This window comes from Zhouia spongiae (assembly GCF_022760175.1).
In the GTDB taxonomy this organism is placed as follows: domain Bacteria; phylum Bacteroidota; class Bacteroidia; order Flavobacteriales; family Flavobacteriaceae; genus Zhouia; species Zhouia spongiae.
The window spans coordinates 2,239,127-2,261,931 of record NZ_CP094326.1; the positions used below are offsets into that span (position 1 = coordinate 2,239,127).

At 39.6% G+C, this 22,805-nt stretch carries 25 protein-coding genes; 13 read left to right on the plus strand and 12 right to left on the minus strand.

What is annotated here, in order from left to right:
- Positions 1 to 202: 202 nt before the first annotated feature.
- The 5 genes from MQE36_RS09735 to MQE36_RS09755 form a co-directional block, all read right to left on the minus strand.
- Complete coding sequence (locus MQE36_RS09735) at positions 203 to 1,297, minus strand: porin (RefSeq protein WP_242935788.1); 1,095 nt, start codon at positions 1,295 to 1,297, stop codon at positions 203 to 205.
- A 134-nt stretch (positions 1,298 to 1,431) separates the two neighbouring features.
- Positions 1,432 to 2,691 (minus strand): ammonium transporter, encoded by a 1,260-nt coding sequence (locus MQE36_RS09740; protein ID WP_242935789.1) that lies wholly within the window; start codon positions 2,689 to 2,691, stop codon positions 1,432 to 1,434.
- A 27-nt stretch (positions 2,692 to 2,718) separates the two neighbouring features.
- Positions 2,719 to 3,057: a P-II family nitrogen regulator gene (locus tag MQE36_RS09745; RefSeq protein ID WP_242935790.1), complete on the minus strand. Its 339-nt coding sequence runs from the start codon at positions 3,055 to 3,057 to the stop codon at positions 2,719 to 2,721.
- 260 nt (positions 3,058 to 3,317) lie between these two features.
- Positions 3,318 to 3,689 (minus strand): fluoride efflux transporter CrcB, encoded by a 372-nt coding sequence (gene crcB / locus MQE36_RS09750; protein ID WP_242935791.1) that lies wholly within the window; start codon positions 3,687 to 3,689, stop codon positions 3,318 to 3,320.
- Between the two features lie 25 nt (positions 3,690 to 3,714).
- On the minus strand, positions 3,715 to 4,767 hold the full coding sequence (locus MQE36_RS09755) for an SRPBCC family protein (protein ID WP_242935792.1): 1,053 nt from the start codon (positions 4,765 to 4,767) through the stop codon (positions 3,715 to 3,717).
- A gap of 310 nt (positions 4,768 to 5,077) precedes the next feature.
- Between MQE36_RS09755 and MQE36_RS09765 the strand changes: the two genes are divergently transcribed.
- Positions 5,078 to 5,464 (plus strand): nucleoside triphosphate pyrophosphohydrolase family protein, encoded by a 387-nt coding sequence (locus tag MQE36_RS09765; RefSeq protein ID WP_242935794.1) that lies wholly within the window; start codon positions 5,078 to 5,080, stop codon positions 5,462 to 5,464.
- A 157-nt stretch (positions 5,465 to 5,621) separates the two neighbouring features.
- Here the strand turns inward: MQE36_RS09765 and MQE36_RS09770 are convergent, their stop codons facing one another.
- Entirely contained in the window at positions 5,622 to 6,701 is a 1,080-nt protein-coding gene (locus MQE36_RS09770; protein ID WP_242935795.1) for a branched-chain amino acid aminotransferase, read from the minus strand.
- 119 nt (positions 6,702 to 6,820) lie between these two features.
- Here MQE36_RS09770 and MQE36_RS09775 point away from each other — a divergent pair, with 119 nt between their 5' ends.
- The 3 genes from MQE36_RS09775 (at position 6,821) to MQE36_RS09785 (ending at position 9,129) form a co-directional block, all read left to right on the plus strand.
- On the plus strand, positions 6,821 to 7,330 hold the full coding sequence (locus tag MQE36_RS09775; protein WP_242935796.1) for a DUF4920 domain-containing protein: 510 nt from the start codon (positions 6,821 to 6,823) through the stop codon (positions 7,328 to 7,330).
- 1 nt (position 7,331) lies between these two features.
- Positions 7,332 to 8,006, plus strand: coding sequence for a tRNA (5-methylaminomethyl-2-thiouridine)(34)-methyltransferase MnmC2 (gene mnmC2, locus MQE36_RS09780; RefSeq protein WP_242935797.1), 675 nt, complete (start codon positions 7,332 to 7,334; stop codon positions 8,004 to 8,006).
- Positions 8,007 to 8,187: 181 nt separating this feature from the next.
- Positions 8,188 to 9,129 carry a TIGR01777 family oxidoreductase gene (locus MQE36_RS09785; RefSeq protein ID WP_242935798.1) on the plus strand — a complete coding sequence of 314 codons (942 nt, stop codon included), beginning with the start codon at positions 8,188 to 8,190 and terminating at the stop codon, positions 9,127 to 9,129.
- 20 nt (positions 9,130 to 9,149) lie between these two features.
- On the opposite strand, the gene MQE36_RS09790 is transcribed toward MQE36_RS09785, so the two are convergent.
- Complete coding sequence (locus tag MQE36_RS09790; protein ID WP_242935799.1) at positions 9,150 to 9,824, minus strand: YceI family protein; 675 nt, start codon at positions 9,822 to 9,824, stop codon at positions 9,150 to 9,152.
- Positions 9,825 to 9,981: 157 nt separating this feature from the next.
- Between MQE36_RS09790 and MQE36_RS09795 the strand changes: the two genes are divergently transcribed.
- The 6 genes from MQE36_RS09795 (at position 9,982) to MQE36_RS09820 (ending at position 16,188) form a co-directional block, all read left to right on the plus strand.
- Positions 9,982 to 10,557 carry a nucleotide exchange factor GrpE gene (locus MQE36_RS09795; protein ID WP_242935800.1) on the plus strand — a complete coding sequence of 192 codons (576 nt, stop codon included), beginning with the start codon at positions 9,982 to 9,984 and terminating at the stop codon, positions 10,555 to 10,557.
- Positions 10,558 to 10,603: 46 nt separating this feature from the next.
- A complete protein-coding gene (gene dnaJ, locus MQE36_RS09800; RefSeq protein ID WP_242935801.1) occupies positions 10,604 to 11,722 on the plus strand; it encodes a molecular chaperone DnaJ in 1,119 nt (372 codons plus the stop codon).
- A gap of 196 nt (positions 11,723 to 11,918) precedes the next feature.
- Positions 11,919 to 12,845 (plus strand): ABC transporter ATP-binding protein, encoded by a 927-nt coding sequence (locus tag MQE36_RS09805; protein WP_242935802.1) that lies wholly within the window; start codon positions 11,919 to 11,921, stop codon positions 12,843 to 12,845.
- A gap of 1 nt (position 12,846) precedes the next feature.
- Positions 12,847 to 14,163 carry an ABC transporter permease gene (locus MQE36_RS09810; RefSeq protein WP_242935803.1) on the plus strand — a complete coding sequence of 439 codons (1,317 nt, stop codon included), beginning with the start codon at positions 12,847 to 12,849 and terminating at the stop codon, positions 14,161 to 14,163.
- A complete protein-coding gene (locus MQE36_RS09815; protein WP_242935804.1) occupies positions 14,164 to 15,018 on the plus strand; it encodes a mechanosensitive ion channel family protein in 855 nt (284 codons plus the stop codon). It begins immediately after the preceding gene.
- 6 nt (positions 15,019 to 15,024) lie between these two features.
- Positions 15,025 to 16,188 (plus strand): sigma-54-dependent transcriptional regulator, encoded by a 1,164-nt coding sequence (locus tag MQE36_RS09820; protein WP_242935805.1) that lies wholly within the window; start codon positions 15,025 to 15,027, stop codon positions 16,186 to 16,188.
- A 55-nt stretch (positions 16,189 to 16,243) separates the two neighbouring features.
- On the opposite strand, the gene MQE36_RS09825 is transcribed toward MQE36_RS09820, so the two are convergent.
- Positions 16,244 to 17,059 carry a hypothetical protein gene (locus tag MQE36_RS09825; RefSeq protein ID WP_242935806.1) on the minus strand — a complete coding sequence of 272 codons (816 nt, stop codon included), beginning with the start codon at positions 17,057 to 17,059 and terminating at the stop codon, positions 16,244 to 16,246.
- 99 nt (positions 17,060 to 17,158) lie between these two features.
- Between MQE36_RS09825 and MQE36_RS09830 the strand changes: the two genes are divergently transcribed.
- Positions 17,159 to 18,040: a PPK2 family polyphosphate kinase gene (locus MQE36_RS09830; protein WP_242935807.1), complete on the plus strand. Its 882-nt coding sequence runs from the start codon at positions 17,159 to 17,161 to the stop codon at positions 18,038 to 18,040.
- A gap of 345 nt (positions 18,041 to 18,385) precedes the next feature.
- On the opposite strand, the gene MQE36_RS09835 is transcribed toward MQE36_RS09830, so the two are convergent.
- Together MQE36_RS09835 and MQE36_RS09840 are read right to left on the minus strand one after the other, a co-directional pair.
- Complete coding sequence (locus MQE36_RS09835; protein ID WP_242935808.1) at positions 18,386 to 19,144, minus strand: Dph6-related ATP pyrophosphatase; 759 nt, start codon at positions 19,142 to 19,144, stop codon at positions 18,386 to 18,388.
- Positions 19,145 to 19,191: 47 nt separating this feature from the next.
- Positions 19,192 to 19,707 carry a YdeI/OmpD-associated family protein gene (locus tag MQE36_RS09840; RefSeq protein ID WP_242935809.1) on the minus strand — a complete coding sequence of 172 codons (516 nt, stop codon included), beginning with the start codon at positions 19,705 to 19,707 and terminating at the stop codon, positions 19,192 to 19,194.
- Positions 19,708 to 19,813: 106 nt separating this feature from the next.
- On the opposite strand from MQE36_RS09840, the gene MQE36_RS09845 reads away from it, so the two are divergent.
- Both MQE36_RS09845 and MQE36_RS09850 read left to right on the plus strand, forming a co-directional pair.
- Positions 19,814 to 20,746: a peptidylprolyl isomerase gene (locus tag MQE36_RS09845; protein ID WP_242935810.1), complete on the plus strand. Its 933-nt coding sequence runs from the start codon at positions 19,814 to 19,816 to the stop codon at positions 20,744 to 20,746.
- 75 nt (positions 20,747 to 20,821) lie between these two features.
- On the plus strand, positions 20,822 to 21,367 hold the full coding sequence (locus MQE36_RS09850; protein ID WP_242935811.1) for a YfiT family bacillithiol transferase: 546 nt from the start codon (positions 20,822 to 20,824) through the stop codon (positions 21,365 to 21,367).
- Between the two features lie 92 nt (positions 21,368 to 21,459).
- Here MQE36_RS09850 and MQE36_RS09855 read toward each other — a convergent pair whose 3' ends face one another.
- Together MQE36_RS09855 and MQE36_RS09860 are read right to left on the minus strand one after the other, a co-directional pair.
- Positions 21,460 to 22,101 carry a peroxiredoxin gene (locus MQE36_RS09855; protein WP_242935812.1) on the minus strand — a complete coding sequence of 214 codons (642 nt, stop codon included), beginning with the start codon at positions 22,099 to 22,101 and terminating at the stop codon, positions 21,460 to 21,462.
- A 139-nt stretch (positions 22,102 to 22,240) separates the two neighbouring features.
- On the minus strand, positions 22,241 to 22,795 hold the full coding sequence (locus tag MQE36_RS09860) for a thioredoxin family protein (protein ID WP_242935813.1): 555 nt from the start codon (positions 22,793 to 22,795) through the stop codon (positions 22,241 to 22,243).
- Between the last annotated feature and the right edge of the window lie 10 nt (positions 22,796 to 22,805).

A 22,805-nucleotide genomic window follows, 5' to 3' on the forward strand; every position in this document is an offset into this window, starting at 1 on the left:
CATTTCGACGCAAGCCCTGTGAAATTCCGTCAGGACTATTTCACAAGGGCAAGTCCAATGAAATTCCATGAGGAACATTTTACAGAGACAAGTGTAGGATCTCCGGATGGTTATACAGGGGAAATCTCGATGATCGGGTAAACCCGGAGCGTGATGCGCCGGGTTTTGGTTTTTGAAAACCCTCGAAAATATTAAATACGGATCAGAAACTGAATATAGCAGCAACTAAGAAGGATGATAAGCTTTTTGCCGGTTCCAGGTCACTGTTTAAAAAGGAGTCTTCGGAAGCTGTATCTATTCTTAGTTCAGGTTTTAGACGCAAGTTCCCCAAGGTGTAATTTCCGGTTATTGTTGCTGTGAAAACATGACCATCACCTTCATTATCAAGGCCTATGACTTCGTCGAGGCCATTACCGAAGACCGAAAAATATTCACCTCTCAGGCCTAGGCTAAAGTTTTCTGAAGTTTTGTATTGAGGATAAAGTGCCAAGCCGTAAAAACCGGCTCCGTCTGTAATATTGTAAGAGGTGTTTAGACCGAGGTAAAACAGATCTGTAAGATCGAACCCTCCGGTATAGTCTATTTGGAAAGTAGGCTCAGTACCTGCAATAAGAGTTCCGGTGTTATCGTATGATGGTTGTTTTCCGTAAAGTACATTTAAAAACTGACCTTTATAGCCTAGTTGTAAACCTGCCGTGTATTTACCGTCCGGATTGAATTCGGTGAAGTCTGTGCTATTCATTACGGCGAGCATCAGGCTGAGTTCTTCATTAAGTTGAAAATCGGCCTTTATGCCTGTATGTGAGAACGGTCCGTATGAAAACATATAGGAGGTGCTGTAGTTAAAATTTGCAACAGGAGAAATAACCTCGTAACCTAAAAAGGTGTTGAAATTACCTAGTGTAAAAGTGATATTTTCAGAGACATTCCAATAGGCGTATAGTTGGTTGACGATTCGACTTGATCCCCCTTCCGGGGTGTATAAAGGAGAGTTAAATACAGCGTCTTCACCTCTGGGGCCAAAGACCAGGTCGGCTACAAAACCAATCTTTTTACTTTCGTAGCCGGCTACAAGATTGGCCATTCCCAGGGCAAAACCATTCAGGTTGGCAAAAGATGTTGCGGGGGCAATGGCATCGCTACCATTCGGTCCCCCGATATTTTGCCTGAAATAGGCATCTATGCTTCCGCTGAATGTGAATTTTTTACTTACCTGTGCAGTGGTGTTAAAAGTTCCGGCAAATAGCATAGAGAAAAATAGAATTTTTCCGAAATTTGCATTAAGCATTGCTTTCATAATAAAAATAGTTAGTTGTATAGTTTTGGTGATTTATAAGTGGATTGTCAAATAACAGAAGCTAATTGTTAGATTGAGAGCATTAGGAATCGGAGCGTTCCGCCAAACGCTCCGATTTTCTCCCATCTAACCCATTAGCTATTCATCATAAGTGATGACTTGACCTCTGTGGAGGTCGTACTCATTTCCGGGTAGGCTTCCATGCCGTGTTCAAAATTGTCCAGTCCTTCAAGTTCCTCTTCTTTGCTAACCCTTATGCCGACAGTTTTCTTGAGGGTATAAAGGATGATGAATGCTGTTGAGCAGCAAAATGCAGCATAAACGGCTGCTCCTTCAAGTTGTACAAAAAACTGGGTGAAACCGGCTTTACTACCAAAAATGCCTACTGCCAGGGTTCCCCAGATCCCGCAAATTAAATGAACAGCTACGGCACCAACAGGATCATCTAGTTTTAATTTATCAATGAGGGCAACGCCAAAAACTATAATGGCACCGGCGATTAAACCTATGAGAATGGCATCAGTAGGGTTCATGAGATCAGCTCCGGCAGTGATACCAACGAGCCCACCCAAAATACCATTTAAAAACATGGTCAGGTCATATTTTTTATACAGTGCGGTTGATACTAAGAAAGAGGCAACTCCGCCGGCTGCTGCGGCCAAACAGGTAGTGACCAATACCAGTGATGTTAGCGCGGGATCAGCAGAAAGTACTGACCCGCCGTTAAATCCAAACCACCCCAGCCACAAGATGAGGACCCCCCCCATGGCTAATGGGATGTTGTGACCGGGTATGGCTCCGGGTTTGCCATCTTCTTTGAATTTTCCGATTCGGGCTCCCAAAAGCGCAATGGCTATTATTGCGGCCCATCCACCAACGGAATGAACCAACGTAGACCCGGCAAAATCATAAAAACCCATTTTGTCAAGAAAGCCACCTCCCCACTTCCAGGAACCGGCAATCGGGTATACCAATCCTACGTAAATAACGGTGAATATCATGAAGGGGACAATCTTGATACGTTCGGCTACCGCTCCGGAAACTATAGTGGCTGCAGTAGCGGCAAACATTCCCTGAAAGAGAAAATCTGTCCAGTACGTATAACCTTCATTATAGCTTAGGTCCAGGCCTTCTGCGGTTATAGGGGATTGAAGTCCTATCCCGGCAAATCCTAAAAACCCGTTGAATTCTCCCGGATACATTAAATTAAATCCGACAAGGCAGTATAATAATAGCCCGACAGTTAGTATGAATATGTTTTTAAATAAAATGTTAATCGTATTCTTTTGTCTGGTAAGCCCGATTTCTAAAAATCCAAATCCCAGATGCATAATAAATACAAGTCCTGTGCAGATCATCATCCAGACATTGTTCGTTGTTAGTAATGTTTCCATGTTATTTTCAGTTAATTGATTGTTGTTTTAATTTAATGACATTTCGCCCGACTCCTTGGTTCTGATCCGATAGGTATTATCTATCGGAGAGATGAAAATTTTACCATCTCCTACACTTCCTGTATAAGCTGATTGAAGGATGGTCTCGACAGTTTTTTCAACGAAGTCGTCAGAAACGACGATGGAGAGAAATCTTCTTTGTATGTCGGAAGTGCTATAAGATACTCCCCGATAGACATGTCCGTGTTTTTCATTGCCGACCCCGGTGACGTCCCAATAGCTAAAGAAGTTTACTTCGATCTGATGCAAAGCATCTCTGACTTCATCAAATTTCGATTTCCGGATAATTGCTTCTATTTTTTTCATAATTATATAAGTTAGATGTGTAAATCTATATATAATATAATTTTACCCCTATTTTTTTATGGGGTTATCGTGTATTTTTTTGTTATTTATAATTTTCAACCCTATATATTTTAGGGTTGTTAATTATTTATTCATTTTTTGAAAAATATAGAACAGGGGTGGGTGACAGATCTGGTTAAAATATAACCATCTGGTTGGTAGGGTATTGTGTGTTTTTTTTGGGGTGTTGGTGAATCAGGAGGAAATAAGGAAGGTACGGCTTAGAAGGCTTTTGTGATGACAAAACCCAGAAGTACAGCCAGCAATCCGCTTATGATTGATCCAATACTATACAGGAAAAAATTGAAATAGTCACCTTCCCTCAGTAATGATACATTTTCGAGGGCAAAGGTAGAGAAGGTGGTAAAGCCGCCGCAGAACCCGGTAACGGCAAACAGCAGTAAATTATGAGAAATACTGGTCTGCTTAGCAGCCAGACCTGTAATAAGTCCGATGATTAAACTTCCGATTATATTAACTGAAAAAGTGGAGAGGGGAAAATTATGACTGGAAGTATAAACTAATTTGCTAACAATGTACCTGGCCATACTGCCAAGTCCGCCACCTAAAAAAATCCATAAAAATTCTCTCATGTTACAAATATATAACTTCCGGTTGTTAAAAGGTTTTTTGCAGCGTTAATGTCTTTTTTACAGGGACATATATTTCAGTGATCCAATCAGCAGGATTGGGAATCTTGTTCGGATCACTCAGGTAAACCTCCATAAGATCTCTTTCAGGGTCTTCTGTTAACCTGTTGGTTTTAACAGCCAGGGAGGCTCTGTTCCATGCTTCTTTCAGGTTTTTGTGGTTTCCTTTCAAAACAGTTTTAAAGTACCGTCCCGGTTCAATATACCCACAAAGTACTTCGTTTTCTGAGCTTGGGATTACTTTTTCTCTTATAGGGATACATACTGAAAATATGGTTGTTTTATTAAGGTCATCCCATTCGTGATAGAGGGTAAAGGGAGGGCCGGCGATCGAAAGGTCGTTCTTGGTTGCATATTGTCTGATCTTGGGAAACAGCTCTTCCATTTTTACAGCGGCCTCACTTTGTTTTGTTACTGTGGTCAGATATAAATAGTATCCTCCGCCATATTCAGAAATACCTTTTGGGATTATATTGTATTCTTCTATTGCCAAGTTGCTCAGACTGTCGATTTTTTCCAGGCCTTTTTCCAGATCCGGAGCCAAAATTTTCTCCATGCCTCCTTTATAAAGCATATAGGCTTTTTCCGTAAAACTCAACTCCCCCTTCATTCCCCATACTACTTTAGACTGGGAAGGATTGAGCGGGGATAGTTGCCAATATACATCGCCATTGGAAGCTCTTGGTTTTATAAATTTAATTTTTTGGAGAATAGAATCCTTATTGCTGAATATTGTTTTTATCGAGCCTTCGCCCAGGATATCTCCTTTCCAGTGATAAAAGGCATTAACACCTGCTGTTGTATCGCTGAAGGTGATTTTGGCATTAGGTTCCTGTGCCAGCCATGGCGACCATTCAGGCCATTTTTTATAATCATTAATCAAATTGTAAACAACCTCACGAGGAGCTTCTATCACCTTTTCCCTGTATACGTTAAAATGACCATGCCTTGTCGCGATATATAAAGACGCACCAATAATTACGATGACGGCTAAAAAGAATAAGTACTTAATGATTTTCATTATAAAAGGTTGGGTTTTGAATTAACAAAGTACAAAAAATAACACGAAATAAAACAGTCACTCCGATTCGATATAAAGGAGTTGTTAACCTCTTATAAAATACTTCAACAACGATAAAACAGCAATAAACAAAATGAATCCGATTAATACCCACAAAGCACCTTTGTAATATTTTGAATGCAATTTTTTGTCTTTAGCATACGTGTACACTATAATTCCTACGAAAGCAATAAAAAAGAGTATTGCGAAAATGATTTGTCCTTTACTGAGCATTATTCTATTTTTATGCAAAACTAAATAAAAATAAGCGATGAAAAGAAAATTAGAAGCTGTTGCTGAATTTCATAATGCGTTTGGGTTAGGTATTTCGGATGAACCCATAGCTGATCTGGGAGAAGGAAAGCTGGATTTACGCTATAAACTAATGGCTGAAGAAAATGAAGAATACCTGGAAGCAGCTAAAAATAATGATCTGGTGGAGGTGGCTGATGCTTTGGGAGATATGTTATATATATTATGCGGAACTATTCTGGAGCATGGCATGCAACATAAGATCGAAGAGGTTTTTGAAGAGATACAAAGAAGTAATATGAGTAAATTGGATGAAAATGGAAAGCCTATCTACCGGGAAGACGGAAAAGTAATGAAAGGGCCTCATTACTTTAAACCGGATATTGAAAAAATACTGGTTAAATAAAAATACCCCCAAATTGTGTCTGACATTTTGGGGGTATTTCTTTTTCGTTTTTTTATTGGCACCGTCAAAGGGTATAATACCCCGAGGCTTGCCTCGAAATTAAAATTTGTTTCCGACCAATGCCTCGTGTGCTTGCACCGAGGTAGTTTACTTAAATTTATTCAGAAACTTTATATCGCCAACCGAACTTGTCTTCGGCTTTGTTGGACTGTATGTCTGATATACGTTTTTTAAATAAATCAGCATATTTGTTTTCTACCTCAGGGAGGTCAAAATGTTCACCTTTATACCCAAATCCGGAGATCGGGCTGATAACGGCAGCCGTACCTGAACCGAACATTTCTTTTAATGTGCCTGCTTTGGCAGCTTCAATAATTTCGTGAACTGTTACGGTGCGAATTTCTACTTCAATGCCTTCGTCTTCAGCAATTTCAATGACGCTTTTACGGGTTACCCCGTCAAGAATTCTATCGGAGGTCGGAGCTGTTAACAATTTGTCTCCAACCCTGAAAAACACATTCATAACTCCTGCTTCTTCAAGGTTCTCATGTGAGCTGGCGTCCGTCCATAAAACCTGGTGATATCCCTCTTCATTTGCAAGGTGGGTAGGATAGAACTGACCTGCATAATTACCTGCACATTTTGCAAAACCAACTCCTCCGTTGGCAGCTCTGCTATATTTCTCAGCAAATAATACTTTAACACCGCTCATCCCTTTTTTAAAGTACGATTGAGCCGGTGAGCAAATAATTAAAAATTTGTATTCCAGTGAAGGGGATGCGGAAACACAACTTTCTGTGGCAATCATAAAAGGACGGATGTAAAGAGAGTTTCCTTCTCCTTTCTTGATCCAATCCTTATCCAGTTTAAGAAGCGTTTCAAGTCCGTCAAAAAATATTTCCTTGGGTATTTCCGGCATTTGTAAACGCACACAAGATTTATTCATTCTTGTGTGGTTCTCATCCGGCCTGAATAACCAAATACTGTCGTCGTCAGCCTTGTAGGCTTTTAAACCTTCAAAAATGGCTTGTCCGTAATGAAAAACTTTAGCAGAAGGATCCATGCTGAGAGGGCCATATGGCTCAACTCTTGGCGTTTCCCAAGCTCCATTTTTATAATCACATACTAGCATGTGGTCTGTAAAAATCGAACCGAATATCAAATTGTCAAAATCAACTTGTCCTATTTTAGAAGTAGTGGCTTTTTCAACTTCAATTTTTATTGTAGTACTGCTCATCGGTCAAAAAATCTTTTGCGCTAATTTACGGAAATATGTTTCATGGTTGAACATAATCTTGTTCAAAAAAGCTTAATTTGCACTAATTATACGGGAATATGACTTAAAAGCATTAAAAAATGAAAAAAGTAATTTTTTTAGCGGCGTTTAGCCTGTTTATTGCATGTAAGGATAATGAACAAAGGAAGAATGTTGAAGCAGCAAAAAGTGAAGCAGAAAAAGTGGTTTATAATTCTTTTGGGAAAGAGATAGGTGCTGAAAGGGCTTTTGATATATCAGCTATGGCTGCTGAGTATGATAAAATGAAGACAGGAGATACCTTACCTTTGAAGTTTAAAGGAAAAGTGAAGGAAGTTTGTATAAAGAAGGGGTGTTGGATGAAACTTGACCTTGAAAACGGACAGGAGGCGATGGTTAAGTTTAAAGATTATGGTTTTTTCGTTCCAAAAGATATTGTTGGCAGTGAAGTAATAGTTAATGGTGCTGCATATATAGAAGAGATGTCTGTTGAAGATCAGAAACATTATGCTGCAGATGGGGGAGAAAGCGAAAGTGAGATAGCCAAAATAGAAACTCCGAAGAAAACAAATCTGTTTATGGCCGATGGAGTTTTGATAAAAACCAAGTAGGTTGAAACGAAAAATAATACAGACTGCAGACGGTTCATCGACGATCTTCATTGAAGACTGGGATGAACATTATCATTCAAAACACGGTGCAATTCAAGAGGCTTACCATGTTTTTATTAAGATGGGGTTATACCATTATATTGAAAGTCAGAAACCTGAAAACGAGGTTAATGTTCTGGAAATCGGATTTGGTACCGGCCTCAATGCTTTTATTACCTTTTTAGAGGCCGAAAAAAATAACTTATCGATTCAATATGACGGAGTCGAGGGATATCCGGTGTCGTCAGACGAAGTGTCGCAGCTTAACTATGTAGAGTTGCTTGAGAATAAAGGTTTTAAAGAACAGTTTCAGGCAATGCATGACGGGCCCTGGGAGAAGTACATTCAGCTAAGTGAGGCATTCAGGTTAAAAAAAAGAAAGCAGTTTTTTAATGAGATTGATGACAACGAAGTCTTTGATCTCATCTATTTTGATGCTTTTGGAGCAAGAGTTCAGCCTGAATTGTGGACAGAAGAAATATTTCAACGGATGCACAATGCATTAAAGCCTGGTGGGGTTCTGGTTACTTATGCTGCGAAGGGGAGTGTCAGAAGGGCAATGATAGCATCGGGTTTTTCGGTAGAAAAGCTTCCCGGACCGCCGGGAAAAAGGGAAATGCTGCGTGCAACCAGATAGGCGCCCATCGGAGGTTTTAAAAGGTTTGTTCAGTTGGTTAAAGATGTTCTTGATATAGACTGATAAAGGAATACACTATTTCTTCATTCTTATCTTATAATGTCAGGGTAAAATTGTTAAACCTTATCTAAATACCGATCTTTCTTAGAATAAATCTCGTAAATTGATAAAAAGCTTACAGATGCGTATATTGATTACAGGGGCCACAGGACTGATCGGTCGGGAAATAGTAAAGCTTTGCAGACAGCAAGGAATAGCTGTCCATTACCTTACTACAGACAGCTCTAAGATTGTTTCCAGGGAAAATTACAGAGGGTTTTACTGGGATACGAACCGTTTTGAGATAGATGAAGCCTGTTTTAAGGGGGTGGATGCTATTATCAATCTGGCCGGTAGTTCTATTGCTAAGCGTTGGACGAGTTCATACAAGAAAGTAATACTGGGTAGCAGGGTTAATAGTATTTTGACACTTAAAAAAGGTTTGGTTCAGGCTGATGTAAAAGTAAGGACTATTGTTTCTTCATCCGCTATAGGCATATATCCTGATTCAGGTGTTAATTATTATGAAGAAAGTTTTTCGGGAATAGACCAGTCTTTTTTAGGGACTATAGTAGAAAAGTGGGAGGCAACAGCTGAGGAGTTAAAGGAATGTACTGATAGTCTGGCTGTCATTAGAACAGGTTTGGTGCTTTCGGGTGATGGAGGGGCTTTACCTAAAATGGTGCGGCCGGTAAATAATTATGTAGGGTCACCATTTGGGAATGGACAACAGTGGCAAAGCTGGATTCATATAACCGATCTTGCCCGTATTTTTTTATTTGCTATCAAGCATCAAATGTCAGGTGTTTATAATGGAGTAGCCCCTAATCCGGTGACTAATGAAAAATTAATCAGAAGTATTGCTGAGGTTTTAGAGAAGCCAATTCTTTTTCCAAAAGTTCCAGCGTTTATATTGCAGTTTGTTTTAGGGGAAATGTCTCATGCAGTTCTTGCAAGTCAGCGGGTAAGTTCAAAAAAGATTCAAGAAGAAGGTTTTGGGTTTAAGTATCCTAATTTGCAGGGGGCATTAAGAGAGATCATTCTGGGGTATAAAAAAAGCCAATTCAACGAAGAATTGGCCTGATTTTCTATGTCCGGTATATGTTACGCTTTGTTAGCTTTGATAGAGATTTTTAATTCAATATCATCGTTGATAAATTTATCGCCTAAGTTCTCAAAAACAGATTTAGAGCCATAGTTAACTCCCCAATCAGTTCTGTTGATCGTAAAAGTTTCACTTGTAACAACAACTTCATTACCGTTTACAGCAACATTTACAGGAAAAGAGATATTCTTTTTAATCCCTTTTAGGGTAAGGTTTCCTTCTAAAACGGTCTGTCCTTCTTTTTCAGAAACGCCTGTGATCTCAAATGCAGCTGTTGGATGTTCTTTTACATTAAAGAAGTGATCTTCTTTACCTTCGGCATCCCCTTTTAAATGTGCTTCAAGGTTTTCTTTCCCGTCACCAGACTCAAGATCAGTTACGGTAATTGAATTCATATCGATTAAAAAGCTTCCGCTTTCGATAATGTTATTCTTTACATTGAACACACCGGATTCTATAGCAATGGTACCTGTATGTGAACCTGTAGGTTTAGAACCCTTCCATTCGATCGTGCTTTCAGCAGGGATAGCTTTGAATTTAAGAGCTTCTTCCGAAGCAGTTGCAGCAGTTTCTGCCTCCCCAGCCTGGTTTTCATTTTTCTTATCGTTCTTACATGCAATCGTTACGGTAGCAAAAACAGCTACCATAGCAAGTTTTAAAGAATGTTTTTTCATCAGATATGTAGTTTTTTAAATTTCGTTAACAAATGTATAAGATATCATTTTATGAAAATGATAAAATTGTATTAAATATTTTGGTGACATTTTGACATTTTACACGAATTGGCAGTACTTTTGCCGTGAAAAGAAGGGCAATAAAATTATGTTTAAAATGAGCAAAAAACCGAAAGAAACGAAAAGTACTGTGGAAGATAAAGATACAACACAAGTTCAGGATCAGGCGCAACAGGTAAATGGTGAGCAAGCAGCAGGAAAGGAAGAAGCTGTGACTGAAGTTTCTGAAACAGATGGATTGAAAGAAGATCTGGCTAAAGAGAAAGATAAGTTTTTACGTCTTTTTGCAGAATTTGAAAATTATAAAAAGAGAACTTCCAAAGAACGCATAGAATTGTTTAAAACGGCAGGCCAGGATGTTATGCAGGCCATGTTGCCCGTTTTGGATGATTTTGACAGGGCGATGGTCGAAATAGCAAAGTCTGAAGACAAGGAACTGTTAAAAGGAGTTGAGCTCATTAGCAACAAACTTCGAAATGTATTGGAAGGGAAGGGGCTCGAAGTTATAGAAACAAAAGCAGGAGATACTTTTGATGCAGAGGTTCATGACGCAGTGACCCAAATACCGGCACCTTCAGATGATCTTAAAGGGAAGATCGTAGATGTAATTGAAAAAGGCTATAAGTTGGGGGATAAAATTATCCGCCATCCGAAAGTTGTATTTGGACAATAAAACTGATTCCAGAAGCTATTAAAAATCGAAACCCAGAGTTTAAGAAATGAAGCAAGATTATTACGAAATATTAGGAATAAGTAAAGGTGCATCTGACGCTGAAATAAAAAAAGCTTACCGTAAAAAAGCCATTCAATATCACCCAGATAAGAATCCGGGTGATAAAGAGGCCGAGGAGAATTTTAAGAAAGCGGCAGAAGCTTATGAAGTGCTGAGTGATCCTGAGAAGAAAGCACGCTATGACCAGTACGGGCATGCTGCTTTTGACGGTGCCGGTGGTTTTGGCGGTGGCGGGATGAATATGGAAGATATCTTCAGTCAGTTCGGGGATATTTTCGGAGGTGCTTTTGGAGGAGGCTTCGGTGGTTTCGGCGGTTTCGGCGGAGGCGGAAGAACCCGGGTTAAAGGAAGCAACCTTCGTATCCGGGTGAAGTTGTCTTTAGAAGAAATAGCCAAAGGCGTAGAGAAAAAAGTAAAGGTACGTCGTAAAGTCAAAGCTGAAGGGGTTACATATAAAACGTGTTCAACGTGTAATGGTACTGGTCAGATCACACGGATAACCAATACGATTTTAGGGAGAATGCAAACAGCATCTGCCTGTAATGTCTGTGGAGGTTCCGGTCAGGTAATAGATCACAGACCTTCAGATGCCGATGCCCAAGGGTTAAAAGCAGGGGAAGAGACAGTGTCGATCAAGATACCCGCAGGAGTTGTGGAAGGCATGCAACTAAAAGTGGCCGGTAAAGGAAATGAAGCACCGGGAAACAGCATTCCGGGCGATTTACTGGTAGTGATAGAAGAGCAAGAGCATCCAACGCTCAAACGCGAAGGCGATAACTTACACTTTGATCTTTATATCAGTTTTGCCGAGGCGGCATTAGGAACCTCGAAAGAAATAGATACAGTAAGCGGAAAGGTTAGAATTAAGCTTGAAGACGGAATACAATCTGGAAAAATTTTAAGACTTAAGGGGAAAGGTATTCCGAGTATTAATGGTTATGGAAGCGGTGACCTTTTAGTGCATGTAAATGTCTGGACCCCAAAAACATTGAATAAAGAACAAAAAGAATTCTTTGAAAAGATGTTGCACGACAACAACTTTGAACCCAAACCGGAGAAGTCCGACAAATCTTTCTTTGAAAAGGTTAAAGACATGTTTTCTTAAATTAATCTAAAAAAATTATATTTGTTATTAACTAAACACTGTTTAGTGAAATTTTTTCTTTTTCATAGCAATTTTTCCCATCCTTAGCTTTAGCCAAAGGGTGGGTTTTTTGTTTTGTTTAAGTAATGCATATAAAGGGTAGTTTTAGTGAGTTGTTTTACTATTTCTATATCTTTGGAAAATTCAATTAGTAGGTATGAGCAATTTATTGGTAGCACAGAATGTGACCAAACGATTTGGTGACTTTACCGCACTTAACAATGTGTCGTTAGAAATTCCGGAAGGAAGTATTTTCGGGTTGCTGGGACCTAACGGAGCGGGGAAGACCACTTTTATCAGAATTATCAATCAGATTACATATCCCGATCAGGGAACCGTTACCCTGAACGGAGAACCCTTACAGGCGAAACATATTTCCCAGATAGGGTATCTGCCTGAGGAAAGAGGACTTTACAAAAGTATGAAGGTGGGAGAACAGGCATTGTACCTGGCGCAGTTGAAGGGACTTAACAAGGCAGAGGCCAAAAAAAGATTAAGATACTGGTTTGATCGTCTTGAAATCGGCGACTGGTGGAATAAAAAAGTGCAAGAGTTGTCAAAAGGGATGGCACAGAAAATACAGTTCGTAGTAACCGTTTTGCACGAACCGAAGCTGCTTATTTTTGATGAACCTTTTAGTGGATTTGATCCTATTAATGCCAATTTAATTAAAGACGAAATTCTTCAGTTGAAAGCGAAAGGAGCCACCGTTATTTTCTCAACCCACAGAATGGAATCTGTAGAGGAACTATGTGATCATATAGCTTTGATCCATAAATCAAATAAAATATTGGACGGGAAACTTATCGATATCAAACGGGCTTACCGGACAAATACGTTTGAAGTGGGGATAGAGACCGAAAACAAAACAGGCTTACAGCAGGAATTGTCGGAGAAATTTATCACTACCGAGGCATTTTTTAAAACGGTAAATGATGAATTGAAACTCAAGATCCGGTTGGAAAACGGAACTTCTCCGGCCGAGTTGATCAATTACTTGAATCAGCGGGGAATGATCACCCATTTTGTGGAAGAAATACCAAGTGCAAACGATATTTTTATTCAGGCGGTTAAAAACAATTAGAATGAATCATTTATTATTAGTTATAAAGAGAGAATATATTAATAAAGTACGTAACAAATCGTTTATTGTTATGACCTTTGTGAGTCCTCTGATATTTGTCGGCCTGGCAGCTTTGGTAGCATATCTTTCTCAGCTCAATAGCGACAGCACGAAGACAATTGCAGTATTGGACGAATCAGGTTATTTCGAAGGAGAATTTTTATCTGACGGGAACCTGAATTATCATGTTCTGGAAAATACAGCTTTAGCAGATGCGCAAAAGATCGTAAAAGAAGGTAATGCTTCCGGTTTACTGTATATCCCCTCAGGGTCACTAAATGAACTGTCAAATGCTATTGAATTCTTTTCGGAAGAATCGCCTAGTTTCAGTTTGGTAGAAGGGCTGACAGATAAGCTGGAAAAGAAGATGTTTAAGCTTAATTTGCAGGAGAAAAATGTCGATGCCACCAAGATAGAAGCTTCACGGGTGGATGTAGATATTACTTTAGAAAACTTTGCGGGTGAAAAAACGTCTAAGTTGGGGAATGTCCTGAAATTGGTTTTTGGAGGGGTGGCCGGTTATCTGTTGATGATGTTTATCATTATTTATGGCAATATGATCATGCGGAGTGTAATTGAAGAAAAAACAAACCGTATTATCGAAATAATAATATCGTCCGTAAAACCGATTCAGCTTATGATGGGAAAGATCATAGGAACTTCACTGGCCGGTATCACCCAGTTCTTTATGTGGTTATTGGTAGGGGGGCTGTTGTTGGGAATGACTTCAGTAATATTTGATGTAAATCTGGTTCAGGCGAGAATGGAACAGCCGCAGATGCTTTTGGAGAATGCTACCCAGCAGGAAAATATGGAATTGATTGCGCAGTCACTTGTTTCCGAGTTGTTTCACCTGCCTCTGGGAACGCTCATAGCAGGTTTTATAATTTACTTTCTTGGAGGCTATCTTTTGTATAGCTCTTTATATGCAGCGATAGGAGCTGCTGTAGATAACGAAACCGATACCCAGCAATTTATGCTGCCTATTATTATGCCTTTGATGCTCGGTATTTATGTAGGTTTTTTTACTGTGATGGAAGACCCGCACGGGACTGTGTCTACGGTCTTTTCATTTATACCGTTTACCTCGCCTATAGTAATGTTAATGCGAATTCCGTTTGGAGTGCCTGTATGGCAAATTATTTTATCCATTCTGATTCTGTATCTTACCTTTGTTTTTACGGTCTGGTTTGCAGCAAAAATATACAGGGTCGGTATATTGATGTATGGTAAAAAACCAAGCTATAAAGAGATCTTTAAATGGATTAAATATTCTTAAATGGAATTACTGAAAAGCATCATCAAGGAGATAAAAGAGTTTTTAAACCTTACATTAATAGGAGGAGATAACAAGCAATATGCAATTACTGTCGGAACACTGTTAATAATGATGATAGGGTGCATAATGGCTTATTATGTGCTGCGACTTATTAAAAATTTAATTACATCAAGATTATCGAAAGGTGACAAGCGCAAGTTTACCAGCATTTTTACATTCGTTCATTATATAGTATATATTATTGTAATAGTGGTGGTCTTGAGCTCTTCGGGGGTAGATCTTACGGTATTATTGACTGCCTCTGCAGCCTTGTTTGTAGGTTTGGGCTTTGCCTTGCAATATCTTTTTCAGGATATAATTTCGGGGATATTAATCATTATGGATCAATCTTTGCATCAGGGAGATATAATACAGATTAATGATAAAGTAGTAAAGATTTATGATATAAGATTAAGGAGTACCAGAGGGATCACAAAGAATGAGAAGGTAATGATCATTCCGAACCATAAGTTCTTGACAGAAAACATTTTTAATTTTACTCAAAACTCCAGGCTGAACAGAGAGTTTGTTAAGATAGGAGTAGCTTATGGAAGTGATGTTGAACTGGTAACAAGGCTGTTGAAAAATAGCGTAGAGGAGGTTGAAGGCGTTTTGGAAAAACCGGAACCACAGGTGTTTTTTGAAGATTTTGGAGATTCGGCATTGATGTTCGGTTTGTATTTTTATACGGATGACACCTTCAATGAACCAAAAATTAAGAGTGATATACGATATAGGATCGATAAACTTTTCAGGGAGAATAAGGTAACGATACCATTCCCGCAACGAGATGTTCATCTGTTCCAGGAAAAATAAACAGATATGGCTAAAATATTAATCATAGAAGATGAAGCTGCCATCCGTAGGGTCTTGGTCAAGATCCTGGCTGAAGAAAACGGAGAATACCAGGTTGAAGAAGCTGAAGACGGGCTTTCAGGAATTGAAAAGATTAAAAAAGAAGATTACGATTTAGTGCTTTGCGATATTAAAATGCCCAAAATGGATGGTGTGGAAGTGCTGGAAGCAGTAAAGAAAGTAAAACCTGAGGTTCCTTTTGTGATGATTTCCGGACATGGCGACCTGGAAACAGCAGTAAACACCATGAAGATGGGAGCTTATGATTATATCTCGAAACCGCCGGACCTTAACAGGTTACTCAATACGGTGCGTAATGCCCTCGATAAAAAAGAGCTTGTACAGGAGAATAAGCTCTTAAAGAAAAAGGTTAGTAAGCACTATGAGATGATAGGCCGGAGCGAACCTATCAATCTGGTGAAAGACATGATTGAAAAAGTGGCATCGACAGATGCCAGGGTTCTTATTACCGGGCCTAATGGTACGGGTAAGGAATTGGTAGCACATTGGTTACATGAAAAAAGCGAACGCTCCAAAAAACCGATGATAGAGGTAAACTGTGCTGCTATTCCGTCAGAACTGATAGAGAGCGAACTCTTCGGGCATGTTAAGGGAGCATTTACCTCGGCTGTAAAGGACAGGGCAGGTAAGTTTGAAACAGCGAATGGAGGGACGATCTTTTTAGATGAGATCGGAGACATGAGCCTTTCGGCACAAGCCAAAGTATTAAGAGCATTACAGGAGAATAAAATATCAAGAGTAGGGAGCGATAAGGACATCAAGGTAGATGTAAGGGTAATAGCCGCAACCAATAAGGATCTCGGGAAAGAGATAGAAGAGGGGAAGTTCAGGGAAGATCTATACCACAGGCTTGCCGTAATTCTTATAAAGGTACCGGCTTTAAATGACCGAAGAGAAGATATCCCGCTTCTTATTGAACATTTTGCTAATAAAGTTGCTGAAGAACAAGGTATGGCTGCCAAGGCATTTTCTGATAAAGCAGTGAAACTTCTTCAGGAGTATGACTGGACCGGAAATATTAGGGAGTTGAGAAATGTGGTGGAGAGACTTATAATTTTAGGCGATAAGGAAGTTTCCGAATCTGATGTTAAGTTGTTTGCAAGTAAATGATTATAAAAATACCCCCAAATTGTGTATGACATTTTGGGGGCTTTAATTAAGTTTTTTAATTACAGTTTTGTATGGCCGACAGGGCTTCCTGCTGAACTTTTATCAGTAAGTTCTGATAATACTTTTTGGTTTCTGCCAGGCTTTCATGTTGTAATGAAGCCTCACTTTTGTTATAGATAAAGGCATCTAATACCTGTTGGGCTTTAGGGCATTCCATGGTTTTCAGGAGTTGTTTCATGGCATTTTTATAATCTGCAATAGCCTGGTCGGCTTCCGTTTTTAGTTGTATTTGTACAGCTAATTCTGCCTGCCGCTCTTTTTTAATCTCTTCTTTCAGAGCCTGTTGCCTGGCTATTTGTTCCTGAAGTTTGCGCTGTTCTTCCAGAAGTTTTTGCTGTTTGGCCTCCAGTGCTTTTTGGGCTTCAAGAAGATTGTCCTGATTCTCATCAATACCAGCCACTTCGGCAGTATAGGTATTTACGGATGAGGTTGTATTTGTGCTTGCCGGTGATGAGGTGCATATCTCCAATGCATTCATCATAGCTTCAGCATCTTCAAGTGCCTTTTTGGTAAAAAAGTTTCCTGTTTTCCAATCCACCGGATCAACCGCTTTTTTTAGGTCGATCAATGCTTCTTCAATAGCCTTACCGGCTTCAGCGCAGTCGCAACCCTGCATCTTTTGCTGTGTTTTTTCAAAAGCATCAACAGCACGCTCAGCATAGTAACGCTGATGATCAAAATTGTCCGATTTTAAGGCTCTTTTGGTATGCATTAGTGCATAGCTAGCCGATGAATGTGCATCTAAACAATCTGCCATTACCACAGTAGACAGCATAAAACACGATAGGGTAAGTAGTATAATTTTCTTCATAAGGTTAAGTATAAGTAAGAATTTTTGGGTATTACAATAATACAATTTTCAATTGTTTTATTAAAGTGTTTTAGTAACTTACCTCTTTAAATTCATAAAATGAAAAAGATAAAAACCTCTAGTTACAGGGTAGACACTCCTGTAAATCTTAAAGATATTTCTACTCTTGACGATTTAAATGCAACTGAAGAAGAGCTAAAGGATGAACTTGAAGATGTCAGGGAAAAACTCGGAAAGTTTCAGGATGTTTTATATGCACATGGGAAATATGCAGTTCTGATTTGTATTCAGGGGATGGATACAGCAGGGAAAGACAGTATGATCAGGGAAGTGTTCAAAGATTTTAATACCAGGGGTATTGTAGTACATAGTTTTAAGGTACCAACCCCATTAGAGTTGAATCACGACTTTTTATGGCGGCATTACATCGCCTTGCCGGCCAGGGGTAAGTTCTCGGTTTTTAACAGAACCCATTATGAAAATGTATTGGTAACACGGGTACATCCGGAGTATGTGCTGAATGAGAATATCCCGGGAATCGATACTGTTGAAGATGTTAACGAAGCATTCTGGCATAACAGGTTCGAGCAGATTAAGAGTTTTGAAAAGCATATTGTAGAAAACGGTACCATTATTTTTAAGTTCTTTTTACATCTGTCAAAGCATGAACAACGGAACAGGTTGCTCCGAAGGATGGATAATAAAGAAAAGAACTGGAAGTTTTCGCCGGGCGATCTGAAAGAGCGCCAGCTATGGGATACTTATCAGACGTATTACGAGGATGCTCTTAACAGAACATCGACATCTTATGCACCGTGGTATGTCATTCCAGCCGATAACAAAGAAGCCGCGAGGGTTATAGTTGCCGATATCTTATATGATGAGCTTAAAGCGTATAAGGATATCGAAGAGCCTGAACTGGAGCCGGAAGTTCAGGCCAACCTTGATGAATACCGTAAACAATTAGAATCCGAAATATAAATGAAAAAGATATTGGTATTATTCAGTTTGATACCGGTTTTGTGTCATACAAATCAGAGGCGAAGAGCAATTAGAAAAAATATACAAAACGGCTTTAACAGAAGCAAAAGCAAAGGCTTATGATTGGTTAGATTATTTGTCGAATCAGATGGGGGAAGATTGTCGGGTTCATTGAATGCGGAAAAGGGCTGTTGAGTATCTAACTAAGGAAGAAATAAAGAAATTCGGGGGAGGCAGCGTTTACCCGATCATCGAGATTTATCCCGTATAGAAATCGGGAGTTCCGACGCAAATGTTTTTTAGGTTTTCCTTTTAATACCTTACGGGCTTGTTTCTGGGTGTTGCCTATGAGCCTTTTTTATCTTCCTCAGGAAGTAAGTCGCAGAACCAGAACCCATGTTCAAAAGGCTTGGTTTCCTGATCTTTTTGGGAGCAATTGTCGTTATCGTCTTTAGCGGGTTTATATTTTTTATAAACTATTTCTCCTTTCGTAAAGGATACGGGAGTTTTAAAAATCGGGCCGTCAAAAACAAAAGTATGAAACTCCCCGTTTTCGCCACAGGGATCTACATTGTCGGGCAGATCGGCTATAAAACCCTTATCGATAACCCTCCCTGCAAAACTTTTATCTAAATACTTTTCGTTAACGCATACAACGATGGCTCTGAACCCTAGCGAAAGGAATTCGTTTATCAATGTATCGGTAGGAATATCCCATAAAGGAAAGAATGCCTTAAAGCCACTTGCCTTTAATTTTTCTTCACGGTAGGCCCTGAGGTCTTTTAGAAAGATATCTCCAAAAACAGAAACTTCATTCCCCTCTTCTTTTAAAGAAGCCATGGTTTCTGCCATTATTGTTTCATATACCGCCATGGAAGGCATTTCAGGCAGTAGAATCTTTTTTAACGGAAGCCCGATGTTCTGTGCTTGTAACTCTAATAATGCTTCATGAACCCCATGCATGGAAACCCTGTTATAGGTTTTGTTTACACTGGTTAAAAGGCAAGAAACATCGTATTGATCTTGTTGCAGTATTTTGTATAAGGCCATAGCAGAGTCTTTTCCGCTGCTCCAGTTAAAAATAGCTTTGCTCTTTTTCGACATGGTAAAAAATTAAGATGTAAAGATTGTAAAATTATCTGCTATTTGATCTATAAGAGGGGGTTTTCTTTGTCGTAAAATGATAATCCTTTACAGAGCCGGTCCATCATGGCAATGATGCGTTGCGCTTTGGTGTCTTCTGTTTTAGCACTATATATCCAGTCCAGATAAACTTTTCGTTTGGTTTCTTCCAGTTGTATAAAGGTATTGTATGCTTTTTTAGGCTCGTTATGAAAACAATCCAGAATTTCATCAGGGATGTACAAAGGAGAGCAGTCTTCATATAAAGTGATATTCACATAATCGCCTGCTTCTTTTTTTATGACTTTACGGATGGCAGCTTTTACAGCCAGAAAGAGCAGGCCATTCCCTTTAGGCATTAGCTTTACTTTTTTTAGCGGGTAATGGTCAATATATCCGCTGACGATAACCCATCCGAACGGACGTTTCGGGTTTTGGGGTATTTCCGGGATAAGGGCATAGGTCCAGCTTCCTTTTCCTTCAAATTTTTCAAGCAGGTATTTTTTATCGCGAACGATTGGTTGGGGTTCTTGTTGCCGGTTCATTTTTTTACAGACATAAGTGATAGATTGTCAAAGATAACAATACCCTTATTTCGAGGAAAAAACCCTGTTAAGTATTATCTTTGCACCACAATTAAAAACATATATCATGCAAGACGGAATTTACGCTAAGTTTCACACCTCTAAAGGTGATATACTGGTAAAACTTACACACGATAAAACTCCCGGAACTGTGGGCAACTTTATTGCTTTGGCAGAGGGAAATATGGAAAATGATGCAAAACCACAGGGTAACCCTTATTATGACGGATTAAAATTCCACAGGGTCATAGCTGATTTTATGATCCAGGGTGGGTGCCCTCAGGGTAGCGGAATGGGTGGACCCGGTTATCAGTTTGATGACGAGATCCATCCGGAATTAAAACACAACAGACCAGGGGTTTTGTCAATGGCGAATGCCGGGCCCGGTACAAACGGAAGCCAGTTTTTTATAACACATGTTGAAACACCCTGGTTGGATGGAAAGCATACTGTATTCGGACTGGTAGAAAGCGGACAGGATATAGTAGATATGATTGCCCAAGACGATCAGATAGATAAAGTAGAGATCATCAGGGTTGGTGATGAGGCGAAAAACTGGAATGCCATTGAGGCTTTCAGAACTTTTGAAGGCGAACGCGAAAAACGTATTGCTGCTGAAAAAGCTCAAAGAGAAGAAGAACTGGAGAAAGTATCAGCCGGTTTCGACAAAACGGAAAGTGGTTTACGTTATAAAATCATCGAAAAAGGAAATGGGCCTAAGGCAGAGAAAGGGCAAACAGTTTCGGTTCACTATGAAGGAGCTCTTACTAGCGGACAGGTTTTCGATTCATCATTTAAAAGAAAGCAACCTATAGAATTCACCCTAGGGATCGGACAGGTAATTGCCGGCTGGGATGAAGGTATCGGGTTATTGAATGTTGGTGATAAGGCCCGTTTTGTTATACCGTCTGAGCTGGGTTATGGCAGCCGCGGAGCAGGAGGGGTAATACCTCCGGATGCTGTCTTGGTTTTTGATGTGAAACTTGTTGATGTCAAGTAAGTTAAAAAATCTTAGATTATATATTTTTTTATTATAAACGTTCCTGCTTCAGGAGCGTTTTTTTTATCTTTGAATATGACAACTGCAGCACAATTAGAATTGTTAAAGTATCCTATCGGGAAGTACAATCCGCCAACAGAAGTAACCGGTGCCAAACTCTCTGAATGGATAGGAGATATAGAAGCGTTACCTTCCAGATTAAGAAGTTTGATTGCTGATTTTACCGAAGAACAGTTAGCTACATCATACAGGGCAGATGGCTGGACGGTTAGGCAGGTAGTGCACCACCTGGCAGATAGCCATATAAATAGTTATGCACGCTATAAGTGGACCCTGACCGAAGACAAGCCTACCATTAAGACATATTACGAAGATCGTTGGGCAGAGCTCGATGATTATGAAGCTCCGGTAGAGATGTCATTACAGCTTTTGGAAACCCTGCATGCACGTTGGGTGTATTTATTGAAAAGGCTGACTGAAAAAGAAATGGCAAGGACTTTTATACATCCGGAACACAATAGAGAAATATCACTTGCCGTGCTTACGAGCCTGTACTCATGGCATAGCAGGCACCATTATGCGCATATAGAACATCTTGCAAAAAGAAAAGGGTGGATTTAATTAAATGAATGCCAGCCACGGCTTGTCGATGGAAAAGGATAGGATGGTATTACAACAAGCCAAGCTTGACATTCATTTAAAATATCTTCGGCTTAATCCAAATCCGGTTGTGGCGTAAGGCGTAAATACGGTCTTACCTCTTTAAAGCCTTTCGTAAATAATTTTTTGGCCTCTTCGTTTGATACAGAAGGGCTGATAACAACTTCGTCGCCATGTTTCCAATTGGCAGGCGTAGCCACTTTTTGGTATGCTGTCAGTTGTAACGAATCAATGACCCGTAACAGCTCTTCAAAATTCCTTCCTGTAGATGCAGGGTAGGTGATTATAAGTTTGATGGTTTTATCGCTGCCTATAACGTAAACAGACCTAACGGTGAAAGTTTCGCTTGCATTAGGGTGAATCATGTCATACAGAGAAGAAACCTTCCGGTCTTCGTCGGCTATAATCGGAAAGTTCACCGTAGTATGCTGGGTATCGTTGATATCGCTTACCCAGCCTTTATGCGATTCTAATCCATCTACACTAAGAGCCAATACCTTGGTATTTCGTTTAGCAAATTCATCTTTATACTTAGCAACAGCCCCCAGTTCGGTAGTACATACCGGAGTGTAATCGGCAGGGTGCGAAAATAGCACTCCCCATCCGTCGCCCAGATAATCATAGAAGTTAATTTCACCTTCGGTAGTCTGAGCGGTAAAGTCGGGAGCTTTGTCTCCTAATCGTAGTGTTGCCATAATATTGCTTTTTTAGATTTCTCTATATAGTCTACAAAATTAGTAGATTAATAGAATAAATCACTTTAATCCTGAAATAATTTCATGTTAATTTTATACTAATAGGTGCTAAGTGACTGTAAAAAAGGTGTTTATGATGTTATTTCCATTTGATGTTACAGCCCAAACTCGGTTTTTGATCGATCTTGAGAGAGACTTCTGTAAGCAAACTGTTAATGGCTGTACGCAAGTCTTTTCCTGTTACGGGTAAATCATTACCAGGTCTGGAATTGTCGATCTGCCCTCTGTAAATCAGATCCATACGACCGTTAAACACATAAAAATCCGGGGTGCAGGCGGCATCGTATGCTTTGGCTACTTTCTGACTTTCATCATAGAGGTAAGGGAATATAAAATCCTGTTCTTTGGCATTGATTTTCATTTTATCCGGAGCATCATCGGGGTAATTCTCAACATCGTTACTTGAAATGGCAATAAAACTGATTCCCACCGGCGTGTATTGTTTTGCTATTCGCGATATTTCGTTATTGACATGTTTTACAAAGGGGCAATGATTGCATATAAACATGACAACGGTACCTTTTTCGCCTTTCAGGTCATCTAATGAAAGCATCTTATCAGATATGGTATCGTAGAGTGTGAAATCAGGGGCTTTGGTACCAAGTGGTAACATATTACTTTCGGTTCTGGCCATATGAGTTGGT